This window comes from Cellulomonas sp. T2.31MG-18 (assembly GCF_964266755.1).
Classification (GTDB): Bacteria; Actinomycetota; Actinomycetes; order Actinomycetales; family Cellulomonadaceae; genus Cellulomonas.
Genome location: NZ_CAXWGW010000001.1, coordinates 112863 through 132201 on the forward strand (window position 1 = coordinate 112863; position 19339 = coordinate 132201).

Annotated in this window: 16 protein-coding genes; 5 read left to right on the forward strand and 11 right to left on the reverse strand. The window is 74.8% G+C overall.

The features are described 5' to 3' along the window. The first annotated feature begins 46 nt into the window (after nucleotides 1-46). Genes ACFQTY_RS00510 through ACFQTY_RS00520 form a run of 3 tightly spaced genes read left to right on the forward strand, consistent with a single transcriptional unit; the run spans nucleotide 47 to nucleotide 2745 of the window. The gene (locus ACFQTY_RS00510) at nucleotides 47-649 is read left to right on the forward strand and encodes a TetR/AcrR family transcriptional regulator (protein WP_337974173.1); all 603 of its coding nucleotides are present in this window, start codon (nucleotides 47-49) and stop codon (nucleotides 647-649) included. A 4-nt stretch (nucleotides 650-653) separates the two neighbouring features. After that, nucleotides 654-1823, forward strand: coding sequence for a TRM11 family SAM-dependent methyltransferase (locus tag ACFQTY_RS00515; RefSeq protein WP_378095745.1), 1170 nt, complete (start codon nucleotides 654-656; stop codon nucleotides 1821-1823). A 25-nt stretch (nucleotides 1824-1848) separates the two neighbouring features. Then, the gene (locus tag ACFQTY_RS00520; protein WP_378095748.1) at nucleotides 1849-2745 is read left to right on the forward strand and encodes an alpha/beta hydrolase; all 897 of its coding nucleotides are present in this window, start codon (nucleotides 1849-1851) and stop codon (nucleotides 2743-2745) included. A 52-nt stretch (nucleotides 2746-2797) separates the two neighbouring features. On the opposite strand, the gene ACFQTY_RS00525 is transcribed toward ACFQTY_RS00520, so the two are convergent. From ACFQTY_RS00525 to ACFQTY_RS00540, 4 genes are all read right to left on the reverse strand, one after another. After that, complete coding sequence (locus ACFQTY_RS00525; protein WP_378095751.1) at nucleotides 2798-3292, reverse strand: DUF779 domain-containing protein; 495 nt, start codon at nucleotides 3290-3292, stop codon at nucleotides 2798-2800. A 179-nt stretch (nucleotides 3293-3471) separates the two neighbouring features. Then, nucleotides 3472-4995 (reverse strand): aldehyde dehydrogenase, encoded by a 1524-nt coding sequence (gene adh, locus ACFQTY_RS00530; RefSeq protein WP_378095753.1) that lies wholly within the window; start codon nucleotides 4993-4995, stop codon nucleotides 3472-3474. A 162-nt stretch (nucleotides 4996-5157) separates the two neighbouring features. After that, on the reverse strand, nucleotides 5158-6507 hold the full coding sequence (locus ACFQTY_RS00535; RefSeq protein WP_378095757.1) for a GAF domain-containing protein: 1350 nt from the start codon (nucleotides 6505-6507) through the stop codon (nucleotides 5158-5160). A 60-nt stretch (nucleotides 6508-6567) separates the two neighbouring features. Next, nucleotides 6568-7200 (reverse strand): TetR family transcriptional regulator, encoded by a 633-nt coding sequence (locus ACFQTY_RS00540; RefSeq protein WP_378099058.1) that lies wholly within the window; start codon nucleotides 7198-7200, stop codon nucleotides 6568-6570. Nucleotides 7201-7271: 71 nt separating this feature from the next. Here ACFQTY_RS00540 and ACFQTY_RS00545 point away from each other — a divergent pair, with 71 nt between their 5' ends. Continuing rightward, the gene (locus ACFQTY_RS00545) at nucleotides 7272-8846 is read left to right on the forward strand and encodes an MFS transporter (RefSeq protein ID WP_378095760.1); all 1575 of its coding nucleotides are present in this window, start codon (nucleotides 7272-7274) and stop codon (nucleotides 8844-8846) included. Nucleotides 8847-8987: 141 nt separating this feature from the next. Further along, on the forward strand, nucleotides 8988-10889 hold the full coding sequence (locus ACFQTY_RS00550) for an NHL domain-containing thioredoxin family protein (RefSeq protein ID WP_378095764.1): 1902 nt from the start codon (nucleotides 8988-8990) through the stop codon (nucleotides 10887-10889). 63 nt (nucleotides 10890-10952) lie between these two features. Here ACFQTY_RS00550 and ACFQTY_RS00555 read toward each other — a convergent pair whose 3' ends face one another. From ACFQTY_RS00555 to ACFQTY_RS00585, 7 genes are all read right to left on the reverse strand, one after another. After that, the gene (locus tag ACFQTY_RS00555) at nucleotides 10953-12374 is read right to left on the reverse strand and encodes a diguanylate cyclase domain-containing protein (RefSeq protein ID WP_378095767.1); all 1422 of its coding nucleotides are present in this window, start codon (nucleotides 12372-12374) and stop codon (nucleotides 10953-10955) included. 188 nt (nucleotides 12375-12562) lie between these two features. After that, complete coding sequence (locus tag ACFQTY_RS00560) at nucleotides 12563-12787, reverse strand: DUF6458 family protein (protein WP_263731948.1); 225 nt, start codon at nucleotides 12785-12787, stop codon at nucleotides 12563-12565. 108 nt (nucleotides 12788-12895) lie between these two features. Then, the gene (locus ACFQTY_RS00565; RefSeq protein WP_378095771.1) at nucleotides 12896-14992 is read right to left on the reverse strand and encodes a S9 family peptidase; all 2097 of its coding nucleotides are present in this window, start codon (nucleotides 14990-14992) and stop codon (nucleotides 12896-12898) included. Then, entirely contained in the window at nucleotides 14989-17058 is a 2070-nt protein-coding gene (locus ACFQTY_RS00570; protein WP_378095773.1) for a cytochrome c oxidase assembly protein, read from the reverse strand. The genes ACFQTY_RS00565 and ACFQTY_RS00570 overlap by 4 nt, the downstream gene beginning before the upstream one ends. Before the next feature lie 121 nt (nucleotides 17059-17179). Beyond that, nucleotides 17180-17845, reverse strand: coding sequence for a TetR/AcrR family transcriptional regulator (locus tag ACFQTY_RS00575; protein ID WP_378095776.1), 666 nt, complete (start codon nucleotides 17843-17845; stop codon nucleotides 17180-17182). A gap of 22 nt (nucleotides 17846-17867) precedes the next feature. Then, nucleotides 17868-18602 carry a hypothetical protein gene (locus tag ACFQTY_RS00580; RefSeq protein WP_378095778.1) on the reverse strand — a complete coding sequence of 245 codons (735 nt, stop codon included), beginning with the start codon at nucleotides 18600-18602 and terminating at the stop codon, nucleotides 17868-17870. Beyond that, nucleotides 18599-19333 carry an ABC transporter ATP-binding protein gene (locus ACFQTY_RS00585; RefSeq protein WP_378095781.1) on the reverse strand — a complete coding sequence of 245 codons (735 nt, stop codon included), beginning with the start codon at nucleotides 19331-19333 and terminating at the stop codon, nucleotides 18599-18601. Before ACFQTY_RS00585 ends, ACFQTY_RS00580 begins: the two co-directional genes overlap by 4 nt. Nucleotides 19334-19339 lie beyond the last annotated feature (6 nt).

The window sequence follows — 19339 nt, forward strand, 5'->3', positions numbered from 1 at the left end:
CGCGCTGAGGGAAGGCTTTGCTGACGACGTGTGCGACGATGTCAGCATGCCCAAGATCATCGGCGGGTCGCTCCGCGAGCACCGCGAGGAGACGCGCCGACGACTGTTCGCGGCCCTGGCCGAGCAGCTGAACGACCGTGGGTTCGACACCATCACCCTTGCCGACATCGCCTCCGCCGCCGGGGTGGGCCGCACGGCGGTGTACAACCACTTCGCCGACAAGGAGGCGCTGCTCGTCGGGTACATCGCCCACTCGACCGAGGCCTACGCCGACGCGCTCGAGGAGTCGCTGGCGGACGTGGACGACCCCGTCGAGCAGCTGCGCAGCTACGTGCGCGCGATGGTGCAGCTCAAGCACGACCACCACCTGCCCGGCTCGGAGCTGCGGTCGATGCTGTCCCGCGCCACCCAGGCGCGGCTGCGGGAGCACGTCACCGACTTCGAGCGCGTGCTGCGCGGCGTGCTGTCCCGCGGCATCGCGGCGGGGGTGTTCCCCGAGCAGGACCTGTCCACCACGGTCCCCCTGGTCAACGCCTGCCTGTCCGGCCGTGGCGTGCCCGGTGAGGGCGCCGCGCGGGCACGGGCGATCCAGCAGACCGAGCAGTTCGTGCTGCGGGCGGTCGGCGCGCTCGACGCCGTCTCGGCCTGACGGCGTGGCGCAGCCACCCGCGCGCCGCGGCAGCCGTCCGCACAGGCACCCCGGCGACCGGACGGCCGACCGCGCTCGAGCCCCTCGCACCGCGGCAGCGACCCCACGCGGGCCGCGCGGCACCGCGCTCGAGCTGACCTTCCTGCCCGGCCTCGGCGACGTGCTGGCTGCCGAGGTGGCCGAGAGGCTGGTACCCGCCGAGCCGCCGGTGGCGGTCCCCGGACGCGACGACGCCTTGGCCGTGCGGCACACCGGTCCGCTGCGAGACGTCCTGGAGCTGCGCACGGCGGTCGCCGCGTGGATCCACCTGCACTTCGACGTGCCGCGCCCCAGGTCGCTGACCAGCGGCGACCACCTGTCCCGCATCGTCGACGCGGTGTACGCGTCGCTGCGCGTGGCGGGCTCGTCGTCCTTCCGCTTCGAGGCCGCCGGGGCCGACTCGGCGGTGTTCGGCCGGCTGGCCGAGCTGCTGCACCAGGCGACCGGGCTGCAGCACCGGCCCGACGACGGCGAGCTGGTGGTGAAGGTGCGCCGCGGCCGACGGCACGGCGAGGCGGACCCGGGCTGGGACGTGCTGGTGCGGATCGGTCCGCGGCCGCTGTCCGCCCGGCGGTGGCGGGTGGTGGACCTGCCGGGTGCCGCGAACGCCACCATCGCCGCGGCGATGAGCCGGCTGGCCGGTGTCCGGGCCGAGGACCGCGTGCTCAACCTGATGTGCGGGTCGGGCACCTTGTTGATCGAGCGGCTGCTGGCGGGTCCGGCGGCGACGGCGGTCGGCGTCGACCTGGATGCCGACGTGCTGACCGGGGCGCAGCAGAACCTGCAGGCGGCCGGCCTCGGCCGCTCCGCCCGTCTGGCCAGGGGCGATGCCGCCGATCCCGTCGCCCTGCGGTCGCTGCTCCCCGACGAGCGGTTCGACGTGGTGCTGGCCGACCCGCCGTGGGGCGGCCTGGTCGGCAACCATGCCGACGCGCCGGCCGTCCACGCAGGCCTGCTCGCCGCCGCGCACGCAGTGGCCGCACGCGGTGCCCGCCTCGCGGTGCTCACCCACGAGGTGACGGTGATGCAGCACGCCGTCGCGGCCGCCGCCGACCTGTGGACCCCGATCGGCGACCCGCTGCGCGTCTACGCCAAGGGCCACCACCCCCGCATCTGGCTCCTCCGCCGCCGCTGACCGTGGCGCCACGTACTCTCCCGGGATGACGTTGCACCCGCAGGCGCGCGCGCTGCTCGACCGGCTGGGCCCGGCCGAGCCGCCGGACCTCACGACGCTGGCCACGGACCGAGCGGAGGCGCGGGCCGCCGCGTTGGCAGAGCCGAACCGGGTGCCCCTCGAGCTCGTCGTCGACCTGGAGGCCGACGGCGTCCCCGTGCGGCTGTACCGACCGCGGCGCGGCGCACCCGTCGCGCTGTACGTGCACGGCGGCGGCTGGGTGTTCCACGACGTGGAGACGCACGACCCGTTCTGCCGCTACCTGGCCGACGCCACCGGGTGGGCGCTGCTGTCCGTCGACTACCGCCGCGCGCCCGAGCACCCGTACCCGGCGCCGCTCGACGACGTGCAGACGGCCGCCCGCTGGCTCCGGTCGCACGCCGCGGAGCACGACGTCGACGCGACCTGGCTGCCCGGCATCGGGGACTCCTCGGGCGCGAACCTGCTGGCCGGGCTGACGGTCCGCGAGCCTGCGGCTCTGGACTTCCAGGTTCTGATGTACCCGCCGACCGACCGGCGGTGGCGGCTCGAGCCGGACGCCGGCACGGCCGCGCTCGGCGCCACCGACATGGACTGGTTCTGGGAGCACTACGCCCCCGGTGCGCTGGGCGACAGCCCCGACGTGTCCGTGCTGCGTGCACCGGACCTGTCCGCCACGCCGCCGACACTCGTCGTCACCGCCGAGCACGACGCGCTCGCCGCCCAGGGCCGGACCTACGTCGCCGCGCTCGCGGAGGCGGGGGTCGAGGTGGTCGGCTTCGAGACCATGGGCCAGGTCCACTCGTTCTGGCGGCAGCCACTGACGATGGACGCCTCGCGCGCCCTGGTCCCGATGGTCGGCGCCCTCCTGGACAGCCACCGCGCCCGCCACCGCGCGAGATGAGCACTTTGCACCGAGAGGAGCACTTCGTCGTGCCCATCTGGGTGCGTTCTGCTCATCTGGCCGGCGCAGCCTGCAGAACGGTGTGCAGCGGGTCAGGCGGCGGGCCGACCGGGGGGTCGAGCAGCAGGCCGGCGGTGCGGAGGGTGGTGAGCTCGTCGTCGGTCAGCAGGCGGGAGCGGATCATGAAGCGGACACCGTCCGGCGCCTCGAGGGAGAAGCCGGCGCCGCGGCCCGTCACCAGGTCGATGGTCAGATGGGTGTGCTGCCAGTAGGCGTACTGCGCCTTGCCCATCCAGACGGGCACCACGTCGGCAGGGCCCCCGAGCTCGCCCTGATCCGGTTCGGTGCGGGACAGCCGCAGGTCGCCGAGGTGCACGTCGGCGTCGCCGAGCAGCAGGTCACCGGCCGGGTAGCACATGGGCGACGAGCCGTCGCAGCAGCCGCCGGACTGGTGGATCATCAGCGGCCCGTGGCGGTCGCGGAGCGACCGCAGCTCGTCGAGGGCCGCATCGGTCGCGGCCACCCGCTGCACCGTGGTCGTCGTCATCGGACCTCCTCGTCCGTCATCGTCACGTCAGTCCTCGTCATACCGTCGCGCTCGTCGGACCTCGCCGACGGCCCGTCGTCGTCACGCCGTCGTCGCCTCGCCGCGTCGTCGAGCCTGCGAGGGTGCCCACCCGGACTGCCGGGCCGGGGCGGGCACCCTCGCGTCGTGAGCCGCCTCGATCAGAAGAAGCCGAGCTTGGTGCCCGAGTAGCTGACCAGGAGGTTCTTGGTCTGCTGGTAGTGGTCGAGCATCATCTTGTGGTTCTCGCGGCCGACGCCCGAGCCCTTGTAGCCGCCGAACGCCGCCGCTGCCGGGTAGGCGTGGTAGCAGTTGGTCCACACGCGACCGGCCTCGATGTCGCGGCCCGCCCGGTAGGCGGTGTTCTGCTCGCGGGACCACACACCGGCGCCGAGGCCGTAGAGGGTGTCGTTGGCGATGTGGATCGCGTCCGAGTAGTCCTCGAAGCTGGTGACGGCCACGACGGGCCCGAAGATCTCCTCCTGGAAGATCCGCATCGAGTTCTTGCCCTCGAAGATCGTCGGCTGCACGTAGTAGCCGCCGGCCAGGTCGCCGTCGAGGTGCGCGCGCTCGCCGCCGGTGCGGACGGTGGCGCCCTCGGCCTTGCCGATCTCGATGTAGCTGAGGATCTTCTCCAGCTGGTCGTGCGAGGCCTGGGCGCCGATCATCGTCTCGGTGTCCAGGGGGTTGCCCTGCTTGATCGCCTGCGTGCGGGCGGTGGCGTCGGTGAGGAAGTCGTCGTAGATCGACTCCTGGATCAGCGCGCGGGACGGGCAGGTGCACACCTCGCCCTGGTTGAGGGCGAACATCGTGAAGCCCTCGAGCGCCTTGTCGTAGTAGTCGTCCTTGGCCCGGGCGACGTCGTCGAAGAAGATGTTCGGGCTCTTGCCGCCCAGCTCCAGGGTGACCGGGATGATGTTCTGGCTGGCGTACTGCATGATCAGCCGACCCGTGGTGGTCTCGCCGGTGAAGGCGATCTTGCGGATGCGGTTGCTCGAGGCGAGCGGCTTGCCGGCCTCGACACCGAACCCGTTGACGATGTTGACGACGCCCGCCGGCAGCAGGTCGTGGATCAGCTCCATCAGGTAGAGGATCGACGCCGGCGTCTGCTCGGCCGGCTTGAGCACCACCGTGTTGCCGGCGGCCAGGGCCGGCGCGAGCTTCCACACCGCCATCAGCAGCGGGAAGTTCCACGGGATGATCTGCCCGACGACGCCCAGGGGCTCGTGGAAGTGGTACGCGATGGTGTCGGCGTCGATCTCGGAGATGGACCCCTCCTGGGCCCGTACCGCACCGGCGAAGTACCGGAAGTGGTCGATCGCCAGGGGGATGTCGGCAGCCAGCGTCTCGCGCACCGGCTTGCCGTTCTCCCACGACTCGGCGACCGCGATCTCCTCGAGGTGCTGCTCCATGCGGTCGGCGATCTTGTTGAGGATCAGGGCCCGCTCGGTGGCGGTGGTCCGGCCCCAGGACCGGGCTGCACCGTGGGCGGCGTCCAGCGCCCGCTCGACGTCGTCCGCGTCGCCGCGCGCCACCTCGGTGAACGTGCGGCCGGTGATCGGCGTGGGGTTCTCGAAGTACCGGCCGGACGCGGGGGCTACCCACTCGCCGCCGATCCAGTGGTCGTACCGGTCGCGGTAGCGGGCGGGGCTGCCGGGCTGACCGGGGGCTGCGTAGACGGTCATCGTCCACCCTCCTGTGACAGGGGCCGCGGGCCGTCGCGGGGCGGCGGGGCGCGGGGCGCGACCTCTTCGTCGCGACGAGGCAGGACGTTAGGTCGCGCATCGTTGCAGGAAGGTTGCACCTAGGAGGACGAAGGTCCCGGCCTGCGGATCGAGGCGTCGAGGTCAGCCGAGGCGCTGCTCGACGGCGTGCAGCCGCGCGACGGCACGCAGGTGCGCCGCCGACCCCGACGCGGTGCACGCCGCCAGCGCGCGCCAGGCGGCCCAGTCGTCGGCGCCCTCGTCGGACGCGACCCATCGGCACAGCAGCTCGGCGTCCCGCGAGGCGAGCACCGCCGCCCGGACGTCGGTGGACAGGTCGGCACGCACCCGGTCGACGCCCGGCGCCTCCGACCGCGGCAGCACCGGCCCGGCGTAGGCGGTGAGCGCGGCGGCGGTGTCGCCGAGCGCCAGCGCGTCCCGCACCGTGTCGGCGTCGGTGCGCAGGGCGCGGGTCAGCCGGTACGGGCGCGACTCGGAGAGCAGCGGTCCGACGGCACGGCGCAGCCGCGACACCTCGGCCCGGACGGTGACGTCCGAGAGCTCGTCGTCGGACAGCAGCACCGCCAGCTCGTCACCGGACAGCCCCGCGGGGTGCTCGGCGAGCAGCAGCAGGATCTCGGTGTGCCGGCGGGACAGCCGCACCCGGCCACCGCCGGCGTCGACGGGCAGGTGCAGCACCCCGGCGTGGGCGCCGAGCACCTGCAGCCGGGGCTCGTGCACGTCCACCGGGTGGCCGCCGGCCACGCCTGCCCGGGGGTCCGCCGCCGGCATCGCGAGCCCCGCCTCGAGCACCGCGGCGGTCGCCCTGACCAGGGACATCGCCATCGGCGTACCCGCCGCCGGTCCCCCGGTGACGTCCAGCACACCGACCACGCGGCCGTCGGGCGCGTGCACCGGCGCCGCCGCGCAGCTCCACGGGTGCACCGACCGTGCCCAGTGCTCGGCACCGACCACCTGCACCTCGGCGTCCGTGGCCAAGGCGGTGCCGGGCGCGTTGGTGCCGGCGGTGTCCTCCCGCCACACCCCGCCCTCGACGAACCCGATCTGCTCGATGGACCGCCGGACCGACCGGTCACCCTCGACCCACAGCAGCCGGCCCGTGTGGTCGGTCAGCGCCGCGACCCACCCGGCGTCCGGCTGCAGCAGCAGCCGTCGAGCCGTCGGGATGCCGGCCGCCAGCGGATGGGACCGGCGGACCGCCGCCAGCTCGGGGTCGGACAGGTCCACCGGCGCGCTGACCCGGTCCGGGTCGATGCCGATGCGTGCGCTGCGCCGCCACGAATCGACGACGACCCGTCGGACCAGCCGGGCCGGTGCGCTGCCGGTGCTGACGAACCGCTCGTGCGCGTCGCGCAGGCGGGACGCCGGCTCGGGGGACGTCGGCCCGACGGCTGTCGTCGTCGGACCGCTGGTCGCGGACCGGGCCTCAGGCACGGACCGGCTCGGCTCGGCACGCGCCTCGCGTCGCGCCACACCGCCTCCTCGACCTCGTCGTCGGCAGGGGGCGAGTGTAGGCACACCGTGTGTCGCGGGTCACACCCCGACCAGGCGGCCTCCGGACGTCGTGGCGTGGCGTCGTGGGGGCGCGAGCGTCGCGCGCAGCGCGGGCGCGAAGGTGCGCACCACGTCGTCGGGCGACATCGCCGCGACGGCGCGCAGCCGCAGCACGTACCGGGTGACGACGATGCCGGCGACCTGCGTGCAGAACGCCGCCGCGCGCAGGGTCGCGTCCGGCCCGCGCAGCCGTGCGGCGATGCGCGTCAGCAGCTCCCGCTCGAGCATGTCCCGGAACAGGTCGGCGACGTCGGCGTCGCCGTGGATGCTGCCGAGCATGGCGAGCAGCGGCGCGCCGGCCACCGGGTCGTCCCACAGCGCGACGAGGTCGTGCAGCACCCGCTCAGGCAGACCCACCAGGTCGCCCTCGACGGCACGCGCGATCGTGTCCGCGGGGTTGGCCGAGGCCGTCACGGCCGCCGCGAACAGGTTCTTCTTCGACCCGAAGTAGTAGCTGACCAGGGCGGCGTCCACACCGGCCTGCGCCGCCACGCCCCGCATGGTCACCAGCTGGTAGCCGTCGGCGAGGAACAGCCGCCGGGCCACCTCGAGGATCTGCCCACGGGTGTCCGGCCTCCCGGACCGTCGGCCCCGAGGATCGGATTTATTCATCACGGTTGAGATCCTAGACGTGCGTCCCGCAGCCTGTCGGGGTCCGTCCAGCCGACCACGGAGCGTCCCCGATGCCCGACTCGCCCACCACCGCCGTCGTCACCACCGCCGGCGTCGGCCCGCGCACACGCACGCGCACCGGACCGTCCGCACGCGCCGGCGGCCGCCCCGCCCGTCCCGGGCTCGTGCTGGCCGTCACCTGCCTCGCGCTGGCCGTGGTCGTCTCGGCGATGGCCTCGCTCAACGTGGCGCTGCCGGACATCGCGGTGCAGACCCACGCCGACCAGACCCAGCAGTCGTGGATCGTCGACGCGTACAGCCTGGTGTTCGCCTCCCTGCTGCTGCCCGCCGGAGCGCTCGGCGACCGGTTCGGCCGGCGCCGCGCCCTCGTCGTCGGCCTGCTGGTCTACGGCGTCGCGTCCGTCGGTGGCGCCCTGACGGCTACCCCCGAGGTGCTCATCGGCCTGCGAGCCGTGGCCGGCGCCGGGGCGGCCCTGGTGATGCCGGCCACCCTGTCGACCATCACCGGCACCTTCCCCCGGGAGCAGCGCGCCCGCGCCGTGAGCATCTGGGCGGCCGTCGCCGGAGCGGCCGGCGTGCTGGGGCTTCTCGCGTCCGGGCTGCTCCTGCAGGCGTGGACCTGGCCGGCGGTGTTCTGGTTCAGCGCGGCGCTCGTCGTCGTGGCGCTCGTCGGCACCCTCGTGGTCGTCCCCGAGTCCGCGGAGCGCGGTGCGCCGCGGCTCGACCTCGTCGGTGCCGTCCTCGCCGCGGTCGGCGTGGCCGTGCTCGTGCACGCGGTGATCCAGGCGCCGGTGGACGGCTGGGGCGCTCCGACCACCCTCATCGGGCTCGGCGCCGGCGCCCTGCTGCTCGTCGGGTTCGTCGGCTGGGAGCTCCGCCGTGAGCACCCGCTGCTGGACCCGCGGCTGTTCCGCAACCGGCGGTTCGCCGCAGGGTCGGTGTCGATCACGCTGCAGTTCTTCGCCCTGTTCGGGTTCATGTTCGTGCTCATGCAGTACCTGCAGCTGGTGCGGGGCGACAGCGCGTTGCACGCGGCGCTGAGCCTGCTGGCCATGCCGCTCGGCATGGTGCCCATGTCCCGGCTCAGCCCGGCGCTGACCGCGCGGTTCGGGGCACGCGGACCCTGGACGCTGGGGCTCCTCGGGGTCGCCACCGGGCTGGCGCTGCTCGCGCGCCTCGACACGGGCAGCTCGTACGCGATGGTCGCCACCGGGCTCGTGCCGCTCGGCGCGGGCCTGGGCCTGGCGATGCCACCCGCCACCACGGCGATCACCGATGCGCTGCCCCAGCACCTGCAGAACGTCGGCTCGGCGGTGAACGACCTCGGGCGCGAGCTCGGCGGTGCGCTCGGCATCGCGGTGCTGGCCAGCCTGCTGGACGGCACCTACCGCGCCTCGCTGCACCTGCCGGCGGGCGTGCCGGCGCGGGCCGCCGAGGCGGCGCACTCCTCGCTCGCCGCCGCGACGATGGTCGGTGGGGCGGTCGTCGGACCGGCGCGCACCGCCTTCGTCGACGGTCTGCACGTGGCGCTGCTGGCCGCCGCGGGCGTGGCACTGCTCGCGGCGCTGGTGGTCACGTGGCTGCTGCGCGGCCCAAAGACCGGCCGCGCAGCATCGCACCGCTAGCGCCCTCCGAGGGCGCCCCGGAGCCATCTCGGCCTGTACGCCTCATGTGCGTCCACCGGGCGCACAGCCGAGAACGAAGGTGGCCGCCCGCGCCGACGGCGCCCGGGATGAGCACCTGGCGGCGTCCTGTTGACTTGTGCCGTGAGCACCAGCACCGCCCGTCTGCCCCGTGTCCGTGCGTCCGAGCTCGTCGGGCGCGGGTGGCTGAACACCGGCGGGCGGACGGTCACCCTCGCCGACCTGCGGGGGAAGGTGGTGGTGCTCGACTTCTGGACGTTCTGCTGCATCAACTGCCTGCACGTCCTGGACGAGCTGCGGGACCTCGAGGCGCGGTTCTCCGACGTGCTGGTGGTCGTCGGGGTGCACTCGCCGAAGTTCGTGCACGAGGCCGATCCGGTCGCCCTCGCGGCCGCTGTGCAGCGGTACGAGGTGCACCACCCGGTGCTGGACGACCCCGAGCTGGTCACGTGGCAGGCGTACACGGCACGCGCCTGGCCGACGCTGGTGGTGATCGACCCCGAGGGGTACGTCGTCGCGCAGCTGGCCGGCGAGGGGCATGCGCACAACCTCGAGGCGCTGGTCGGCGAGCTGGTGACGGAGCACGAGGCGAAGGGCACGCTGCGGCGGGGCGACGGGCCGGTGGTGATCCCGGAGCCGGAGCCCGGGACGCTGCGGTTCCCGGCGCGAGCGATCGTGCTGCCCGACGGACACCTGCTGGTGGCGGACGCCGGGCACCACGGGCTCGCGGAGCTGGAGGCGGACGGCGAGACGTTGGTGCGGCGGATCGGCGTCGGGACCCGCGGGCTGGTGGACGGCGGTCCCGACGAGGCGCGGTTCGCGGAGCCGAACGGGCTGGCCCTGCTGCCGGAGGGCCTGCGGGCGGCGGCGGGCTGGGACGTGCTCGTGGCCGACACCGCGAACCACGTGCTGCGCGGCGTGCGGCTGTCCGACGGGACGGTGACGACGGTGGCCGGTACGGGGACGCAGTTCCTGGTCGGCGCGCCGGACAACGTGCTGGAGGGCGTCGAGACCGGCGACCGCCGGGGTGTCGGGTACGACGGGCCGGCGGTCGGCGTGCGGCTGTCGTCGCCGTGGGACGTCGTGTGGTTCGAGCCGTGGCAGGCGTTCGCCGTGGCGATGGCCGGGCACCACACCCTGTGGGCGTTCGACCCGGTGGCCGGGACCGTGCGGCACGCCGCCGGCACCATGACCGAGGGGCTGCTGGACGGGCCCGCGCGGGAGGCGTGGTTCGCGCAGCCGTCGGGGCTGGCGGTGGACGAGGGCGGCCGGCTCTGGGTCGCGGACTCCGAGACCTCGGCGCTGCGCGTGGTGGAGACCGGCGGCACGGTGCGGACGCTGGTCGGCGAGGGGCTGTTCGACTTCGGTCACGTGGACGGTCCTGCCGCACAGGCCCGGCTGCAGCACCCGCTCGGCGTCGCCACGCTGCCGGACGGCACGGTGCTGGTCGCCGACACCTACAACGGCGCGATCCGCCGGTACGACCCCGTCACCGAGGAGGTCAGCACCGTCGCCACGGGGCTGGCCGAGCCGAGCGGGCTCGTCGTGCTGGCCGACGACGCCTCGGCACCGCAGCTGCTGGTCGTCGAGTCCGCCGCCCACCGGCTGGTCCGCGTGCCGCTGCCGGCGGGGGTCGGCCGGCGGGTCGACGACGGTGCGCACCGCACCCAGCGGCCCGTCACCGTCCTCGCGCGAGGACAGGTGCGGCTGGACGTCGTCTTCACCCCCGCCCCTGGTCAGAAGCAGGACGACCGGTACGGGCCGTCGACGCGGCTGCGCGTCTCGTCGTCACCCGCCGGTCTGCTGCTCGACGGCGCGGGCGACGACGTGCCGCTGACCAGGGTGCTCACGCTCGACCCGGCCGTCGGGGAGGGGGTGCTGCACGTGACCGCGCAGGCCGCGTCGTGCGACGCCGACCCCGCGATCGAGTACCCGGCGTGCCACCTGGCGAGCCAGGACTGGGGCGTTCCGGTGCGGCTCGAGGCGGGTGCGCCCGAGGTGCTGACGCTGCCGCTGCTGGGCTGAGCCCCCGCTCGGAACCGGTCGCGGAAGCGGGTCGACGACGCCGCGGTCGGGCGCGGACCGCCGTCAGGCGGCGCCGACCACCGCGAGCGCCGTCAGCGCCCCGAGCGTGGTCGGCACCGGCTCGGCGATCGCGGCGGTCGCCGACGCCGACACCTCGATCAGCCACGTGCCGTACGCCGCCTCGAGGCGGACGTGCTCGCCCCTGCTGCCGTCGTCGCCACCGCGGGCCACCGTGTCGGCCGACTCGTCGTCGTCCCGCCGCCGCAGCACGGCCCACTCGCCGGCGCCGAGCGTGTCCGCCGCCGCGGCCGCCAGCGCGCACAGCCGGGCCACCGGCCCGCCCCGCACGTCGGCCAGAGCCGCCGACACGGTCACCACCAGGCGCTCCGCCGTCACCGCAGGGTCGGCGGTCACCGGCCCGGCGGCCGCCCGCAGCCGCGCGTGTGCCCGCTTGGCGCGGTACTGCGCCTGGTCGGCGCGCCGGAACAGCTGGCTGGCCGGCACCGCGCCCGCGATCGCGGTCGAGGAGATGCCGAACGACAGGGTGGCGGCGTGCGGCAGCGGGAACGTGTCGACCGTGCGGGCGGTGACCTCGCGCACCGTCGCCAGCGGGTGGCCGGACGTGATCACGCAGAACTCGTCGCCACCGAGCCGGGCGGCGGTCGCGCCGGGCAGCCCCTCGGAGATGCGGCGAAGCACGTCGGCCACCGCTCGGAGCAGGTCGTCGCCGGCGTCGTGGCCCAGCTCGTCGTTGACGCGCTTGAGACCGTCGACGTCGCACATGACGATGCACGTCTCGCCGCCGGAGGCCAGGGCGTGCTCGGCGGCGGCATCGGCGATCCGCCGGTTCACCAGACCCGTCAGCGGGTCGTCGGCGACCAGGTGCCGCACCTGCGCCTCGAGGTCCACCCGGGCCACGGCACCCCCGACCAGGCCGGCCAGCACGGTCGCCGCCGCCAGCTCGGTGGGCCCGAACTGTTCGCCGGGGGCGTTGCGGGTGACGTACACCTCGCCCCACACCGTGCCGTTCACCTCGACGGGGACGGCCATCGCGGCGGCGGCGCCGAGCGCGAGCAGCGTCTCCACCTCCACCTCGTCGCCCGCACGCGGGTCACCGGGCGGGAACGGGGTGCCGTCCTCGTCGTACGCGCTGGCCACCCATGGGAGGCGGTCGCGGATCAGGCTGTTCAGCGCGGGCCGGTCCTCGGCCCGGAACTCGGCACGGGACATGTCGATCTCGCGGGTGTCCCGCAGACCGGGCGCGACCGCCAGCACGCGGCAGGTCTGCTGCTCGATGCGCAGCAGCGCGGCGTGCTGGGCGGCGAGGACCTCCTTGGCGCACACCGTCGCGACGGTGCCGACCTCGTCCAGGCTCGCGGCGTAGCCCAGCCGCTTCGCGGCCGTGGCCAGCTCGGGCACGCCGGCGGAACGCGCCGCGGGCGGACCCTGCTCGCGCGCGTCCTCGGCGGTGAGCCACTGGACCACGTGTCCATGATCGCGGGTGCCGAAGACCGCTCACGAGGGGCCACCGGGTGAGGTCCGGCCGATGTCACCCGCCCCGGCGGCTCGGCGGAACCGTCGAATGCCCCGAGCGGGGGCATATCGACGGGCCGCCGGTCCGTGCGTTGGTCAGACGGGACGCTGGTCCGTGCCTTGGCCAGACGGGGCGTTGGTCAGACGGGCGGCAGCGGACGGTCGTCGTGCCGCTCGATCACCTCGCGGTGCGTGGTGTTGGTGCGCTGGGCGTTGAAGATGATCGACAGGATGATCGCCAGGACGCCCGCCGCCATCAGGATGTAGCCGATCACCGTGAGGTTCACGCCGGAGATGCTGTCCCGGACGCCGAACGACAGGATCGCGCCGATCACCAGCAGCGTGATGCCGCCTCCGATGTACATGTGCGCTCCTTCTCCTCGTCCGGGTCTGGCCCGGGCGCTGCCAGTGTCACCCGAGGTCGGAAGGCCCGCACGCCGAGCGCAGGCGGTTGTGCGGGACGGTGGCAGAGGTCAGCCGAGCAGGCGAGGGTACGGGAGGGGTTCTCCGAGCACGTGCTCGGAGAGGAACGCCAGCACGGTGCCGTACCAGACGGTCGCGTTGCGCGGCGACAGCACCCAGTGGTTCTCGTCCGGGAAGTAGAGGAACCGGTGGGGCGTGCGGCCGTCGTCGTCCGCGGCGAGGGCCGACGACGACAGCAGCTGGTACCAGAGGCGCAGCGCCTCGCCGACCGGAACGCGGTAGTCCTTGTCGCCGTGGATCACCAGCATCGGGGTGGTGATCGCGCCGACGGACGCGTGCGGGGAGTTGTCCGCCGCCATCTGCGGGGTCATCTCGCGCTGCCAGTAGTACGCGGCGTCCGTGGTGGGGCCGAACTGGTCGAGCGCCCACAGCCCCGCGTGGCTGACGATCGCCCGGAACCGGTCGGTGTGGCCGGCCACCCAGTTGGCCATGTACCCGCCGAACGAGCCGCCCATCGCGGCCGTCCGTGATGCGTCCACGTCCGCCCGTGCCACCACCGCGTCGGTGACGGTCATCAGGTCGGTGAACGGCTCGGCACCCCAGGCACCCCACCCGCGCTGCACGAACTCCTGCCCGTAGCCGGTGGACAGCCCGGGGTCGGGCAGCACCACCGCGTACCCGCGCGCGACCAGCAGCCACGGGTTCCAGCGCCACGACCAGGCGTTCCACGTGCCGAGCGGACCGCCGTGGATCCACAGCAGCAGGGGCGCGGGGCGGTCGGGGCCGGCAGTGTGCGGCAGCGCCAGCCAGGCCCGCAGCGGGGTGCCGTCGGCGGCGGTGACCCGGAGCTCCTCGAGGCGGCCCGGCAGCTCGGGCAGCGGCGCCGGGCCGGGGAGCGGTTCGGCGGCGACCGGGGCGCCGGTGGCGGCCGCCCGCGCCAGGTCGATGCGGACGGCGTGCGGCGGGGCCGTGTACGACGAGCGCAGCGCGTAGGCCGTCGCACCGTCGGGGGCCACCTGCAGGTCCCTGAACGCCGCGTCGTCGGACGTCACGCGGCGCACCGCACCGGACTCCAGGTCGACGCAGAACACCGGCGCGCGGCCGTCGTCGTCGGCCACCACCAGCAGCCCGTCGGAGCCCGGCAGCCACACCGCACCCGACGGCCAGCGGTCCCAGTCCGCCGTGAGCGGCCGCACCGGACCACCCGCCACCGGCACCACGGCGAGGTCCACCCGCGGCGCCCGCTGCGGCGTCGAGATCGTCTCGCGGCCGAACGCCACCCACCGGCCGTCCGGGGACACCACCGGGTCGAGGACGTCGAAGCCCTGGTCGGCCACCAGCACCCGCCGCTCACCGGAGGCGACGTCGATCGCGACCAGCTGCGTGCGCACCTCCGCCGCGCGTCCCGGCACCGCCCAGGTGGTGATCACGGTGCCGCCGTCCGGCGTCACGTCGCCGTGCTGCTCGACGAGCGCCGCCCGGGCGCCCGGCGTGACGTCGGTCAGCTCCACGCGCGGCTCGGCGACGCCCGCGGCGGGCGCGACCAGCCCGGGCGTGACGCGTCCGACGAACCAGTGCGGCGACTGCGGTCCGAGGTCGTGGTCCCAGTACCGGACCGGGTACGAGTCGTGCAGGATCGCCGCCACCTTGGCGTCCTTGCGCTCGGTGCGCAGCTTCTCGTCGTCGGCGGCGTCCTGCGCCGTCGGCAGCACGTCGGACGCGACCAGCAGCACCCCGGCGTCGGCGGCGACGTGCACGTCGCCCAGGCCGGAGTGCCGGTGGGCCACCACGCGGGCCTCGGCACCGTCGCGCGGGAGCAGCCACAGCGCCGCGACGTCGTCGTCGGACCCGTCCTTGCCGGAGTCGCCGTCCGGGTCCGGGCGGGCGGAGGTGAACAGCAGGTCGCCGTCGGGCGTGAACGCCGCGCTCGACTCGCCGCGGCCGCTGCGGGTCAGGCGCCGGGCCGGCCGGACACCGCTCGGGTCGACCTCCCACAGGGCGGTGACGTACCGGGTGCCCTTGGTGTCCAGGGTGGCGACGGCGGTGACCAGGCGCGTGCCGTCCGGGGAGAGGCGCAGGCCGGACAGGCGCGGCAGCGCCACGTACTGGTCGAGATCGCCGAGCTGGCTGCCGGTCTGCGAGGTCATCGGTCCGTCTCCCCCTGCGGTTCGTCATGTGGTGCGTCGCGGCCCGCCAGCCGCGCCAGCATCGCGTTGTACTCGTCCATCTCGGTGTCGCCGGTCCGGTCCACCTGCCGGTCCCGGCGTCGGGCCAGCCGCTCGTCGTCCCGCGCCCAGGCGACCGCCACCGCCACCGCCAGGGCCAGCGTGGGCAGCTCGCCGATCCCCCACGCGATGCCGCCACCGGCCTGCTGGTCGGCGATCGCACTGGGTCCCCACGGCCGGCCGAGCAGGCCGAACCAGTCGGCCACCAGCAGCCCGTCGCCGCTCATCAGCGAGATGCCGAAGAAGGCGTGGAACCCCATCGTGGCGAACAGCAGCAGCAGCCGCTGCGGGTAGCCGGGACGCTGCGGACCGGGGTCCACGCCGATCAGCGCATTGGCGAACAGGTACCCGACCAGCGAGAAGTGCACCACCATGAACAGGTGGCCCTCGGTGGTCCGCAGCGACCACTCGAACACGCCGCTGTAGTAGAAGACGATCATCGAGGCGACGAAGTTGGCCGCCGCCACCACCGGGTTGGCGAAGAACCGGCCGACGCGGCTGTGCACCAGCACCAGGATCCACTCGCGGGGACCACGGGACGTGTCGCCGGCGAGCCGCGTGGACCGGGCCGGCAGGGCGCGCAGCGCGAGCGACACCGGCGCCGACAGGGCCAGGAACACGGGCACCACCGTCGCCAGGACCATGTGCTGGACCATGTGCGCGCTGAACAGCACGTGCCCGTAGGCGTTGGGGCCGCCGGACGTCGTCCAGACGAAGACGACCATCGCGGTGACCCAGGCGGCGGTCCGTCCGACGGGCCAGCGGTCGCCGCGCCGGCGCAGCCGCCACACCCAGCGCAGGTAGACCACCAGGCCGGCGGCCGCGGCGGCGGCCATCACCACGTCCCAGTTCCACACGGTGAACCAGCGGGCGCCGGTCAGCTCCGGCGGCAGCGAGTGGCCGATCACCCGGAACGCCGGTGACGTGTCCGCCACCGGGACGTTGGGGACGGGCGGTGCGGACGACGACAGCGCCACCGCGACGCCGGAGACCGCCCCCATCACCGCGAGCTCGACGAGGACCAGCCGGGCGAACGCCGCACCGGCACCGGTGCTCAGCTGCGGGATGGTCGCCCGACGGTGCGCCAGCCCGAGCGCGCCGAGCGCGGCCAGCAGCACCGCCTTGGTGATCAGCAGCAGGCCGTACCGGGTGCCCAGGTCGGACCAGCCGCCCACCCGGATGAACCCGTTGACCAGGCCGGACACGCCTACCGCCGCCAGGCACCAGCCCGCGACGACGGAGTAGCGGCGCACCGCCACCGGCAGGTCGGTGCCGAGGCGGCGGGCGAGCAGGGCCAGTGCGGCGAGCGCCCCGATCCAGACGGCGGCACCCAGGAGGTGCAGCAGCAGCGCCTCGGTGGCCACCTCGTGGTGCGCGGCGCCGGACGCGTGGCCGGTGCCGGACTGCATCCACAGCGCCACGAGCGCCAGGGCACCGGTCCAGCCGGCGCCGGTCGGGGTGCCGACCACCAGGGCCAGGGCGGTGACCGCGGCGGCGACCAGCACGATGCCCGCGTACGCCCGTCCCAGGTCCACCTGCGTGACGAACAGCCACAGCTGCGCGCCTGAGGAGCCGAGGTCCACCGGGCTGCCGGACACCTGCGCGTACGTCAGCACGACGCGCACCACGGCCAGCACCGTCCACACGCCGGCGGCGACGGCCGTCACGGTGGTCCCGGCCGGCCACGCGGCACCGACCGCCGACGTGCCGCCGGGCGCCGTCGAGCGGCGTTCCGGGTGCGCCTCCACCGCCGCCCGCCGCGGCACGATGCCGATCACCAGCGCGAGCGCCCCGAGCGTCACCGCCACCGCCAGGTCGGTCAGCACGTCCACCACCGGCAGCCCCCAGCGGACCGCCGCACCCGGGTCTGCCAGCGCGGTGGCCGCCGCGGCACCGCTGAACGAGACCGCGACCAGCACGGCCACCACCGCGACGGCCCCCAGCACCGCGAGCCCACGCACGGCGACGACAGGGCGACGCGTCAGCATCTGCCCACCCTAGGCGGCGGTGCTGCGGGGAGGGCCGCCCTGCCGCCGTCGTCCAGGTGCGGGCGACGGCCACCGCCCCGCACGACCGCGCTCGACGCGCGCCTCGCCCCGGCCCGGGACGTCAGTCGGCGCGGCACGCCCGTACGAGCACGTCGACCAGGCGCTCGACCGACTCCTGGGAACCGCCGTCGGCGGTCACCGCCTCCGTGCCCGTGTGCGTGGCGCCCCAGGTCAGCGGCTCGCGCAGGGCGTCCATCTGGCTGGCGCCGAACATCACGGTGGCGATCGTGTCCGGCGAGACGTCGGGGCTGACGGTCCCGAGCCGCTGCTCGGCCTCGACGAAGTCGACGATGTCGCTCCAGACGACCGGATGCGTCCGGCCCCCCGCGCCGTGCAGCCGGGTGAACAGCTCGTGCAGCAGGTCCGGCCGCCCCAGCAGGCCGGCCAGCATCGGGAAGGCGTCCGCCTGGAACGTCCGGCACTGCTGCACCAGCACCGTCAGCCCGGTGCGCAGGTCCTGCGCGCCCGGCTTCGGGCACCCGGCGGAGAACTGCCGCCCCAGCTCGGTGAACCGCTCCACCATGGCGACGACCACCAGGTCGTCCTTGCCTGCGAAGTGGTTGTAGAGCACGCCGTCCGCCACCTGCGCCTCGTGCGCGATGGTGCGCGTGGTCAGCCCCGTCACCCCGTGGGCGGCGAGCAGGCGCTGCGTCGCGTCGATCAGGTGCTGGCGCAGCGCCTGCGGGTGGCCCGGCTGGTCACGCAGGACACGAGCTTGGCGGGCCACAGCGCGATCCAACCATCCGGTCTCAGGCCACGTCACGCCGCCGGGTGAGCACCACGGCGGCCAGCCCGGCCAGCACGGTCCACCCGGCGAGCACCGCGCCCCCGCCGGCCTGCGGCAGGTAGCCCGTACCGGGTGCGTACCCGAGCGCCGACGCGGCGGTGGCCGGCAGCCACCGACCGACCGAGCTCAGCAGCTGCGACAGCGCGCCCTCGGCGACGAACAGCCACGCCACGGCGCCGACCACGGCGGCCGTCTGGGCTCGGACCATCGCACCGACGGCCACGCCGAGCACCGCGTACAGCGCCTGCCACACGATCACGCCGGCGGTGCTGCGGGCGACGACCGTCCAGTCCAGCGTCACGCCCTTGGCCTGGTACCAGGCCACCGCCAGGCCCACGACGGCCACCGCGACGACGACCCCGGCGACCAGCCCGGCGAGCGCGCCGGCGACGAGCTTCGCGACGACCACCCGGGAGCGCCGGGGCGTGGTGAGGAAGGTGTCGACGACGGTCCCGTGCCGGTACTCCCCGGCACTCATGGTGATGCCGATGGCGAGGGAGAGGATCGCCACGACCCCGCCGTGGGCGAGGAAGGTCCGCATCCCGGCCTGCGTCGCCATCCGCTCGGGCGACAGCACCCCGGAGACGACGGCGCCACTGGCGGCCATCGCCAGGAGCACCACCTGGGCGAGCAGCACCCACCGGGGGGTGCGGACCGTGGTGAGCTTCAGCAGCTCGGCCCTGACCAGGGCGTTCATGCCGCCACCTCCGCCGTCAGCTGCAGGAACGCCGTCTCGATCGCCGCGGCGTCGTCCGGGCCGGCCGCCGCGTCCGCGGTCGCCGCCAGGGCCGCCAGCGAGCCGTCGAACCGGAGCCGTCCCCGGTCGATCACCAGCACACGGTCGGCGGTGCGGGTCACCTCGGCCAGGAAGTGGCTGGAGACCAGCACCGTGCGTCCCTCGGCAGCGCTGCGGCGGAAGAACTCCCGCACCCAGGCGATGCCCTCGGGGTCCAGGCCGTTGGCCGGCTCGTCGGCGATCAGCACCTCCGGCTCGCCGAGCAGGGCGCACGCCAGCCCCAGCCGCTGCCGCATGCCGAGCGAGTACTCACCGACCCGCCGGTCCGCCGCCGAGGTCAGCTCCACGAGCTCGAGCACCTCGTCGACCCGGGCCGTGCCGATACCGGCCGCCAGGGCCACCACCCGCAGGTGGTCACGCCCGGTCCGGCCGCGGTGGAACCCGTCGGGACCGAGCAGCGCGCCCACCGACCGCCGTGGGGACTCGAGCTGGTCGTACCGGCGACCGTCGAGCAGCGCCTGCCCGGCGGTCGGCCGGACCAGACCGAGCAGCATCCGCAGCGTCGTCGTCTTGCCCGCGCCGTTGGGCCCGAGGAAGGCGGTGACCTGGCCGGGCACCACCCGGGCCGTGACGTCGTCCACCGCAACCACCGAGCCGAAACACTTGGTCAGACCCACAAGCTCGACGTACATCGCACC

What these genes read in the sequence shown, in the direction of transcription:
- ACFQTY_RS00510 (WP_337974173.1), top strand. Translation starts at nt 47, where the DNA reads ATGCCCAAGATCATCGGCGGGTCGCTCCGCGAGCACCGCGAGGAGACG.
- ACFQTY_RS00570 (WP_378095773.1), bottom strand. Translation starts at nt 17,058, where the DNA reads ATGCTGACGCGTCGCCCTGTCGTCGCCGTGCGTGGGCTCGCGGTGCTG.
- ACFQTY_RS00525 (WP_378095751.1), bottom strand. Translation starts at nt 3,292, where the DNA reads ATGACGACGACCACGGTGCAGCGGGTGGCCGCGACCGATGCGGCCCTC.
- ACFQTY_RS00540 (WP_378099058.1), bottom strand. Translation starts at nt 7,200, where the DNA reads ATGAATAAATCCGATCCTCGGGGCCGACGGTCCGGGAGGCCGGACACC.
- ACFQTY_RS00545 (WP_378095760.1), top strand. Translation starts at nt 7,272, where the DNA reads ATGCCCGACTCGCCCACCACCGCCGTCGTCACCACCGCCGGCGTCGGC.
- ACFQTY_RS00580 (WP_378095778.1), bottom strand. Translation starts at nt 18,602, where the DNA reads ATGAACGCCCTGGTCAGGGCCGAGCTGCTGAAGCTCACCACGGTCCGC.
- ACFQTY_RS00560 (WP_263731948.1), bottom strand. Translation starts at nt 12,787, where the DNA reads ATGTACATCGGAGGCGGCATCACGCTGCTGGTGATCGGCGCGATCCTG.
- ACFQTY_RS00565 (WP_378095771.1), bottom strand. Translation starts at nt 14,992, where the DNA reads ATGACCTCGCAGACCGGCAGCCAGCTCGGCGATCTCGACCAGTACGTG.
- ACFQTY_RS00520 (WP_378095748.1), top strand. Translation starts at nt 1,849, where the DNA reads ATGACGTTGCACCCGCAGGCGCGCGCGCTGCTCGACCGGCTGGGCCCG.
- ACFQTY_RS00585 (WP_378095781.1), bottom strand. Translation starts at nt 19,333, where the DNA reads ATGTACGTCGAGCTTGTGGGTCTGACCAAGTGTTTCGGCTCGGTGGTT.
- adh (WP_378095753.1), bottom strand. Translation starts at nt 4,995, where the DNA reads ATGACCGTCTACGCAGCCCCCGGTCAGCCCGGCAGCCCCGCCCGCTAC.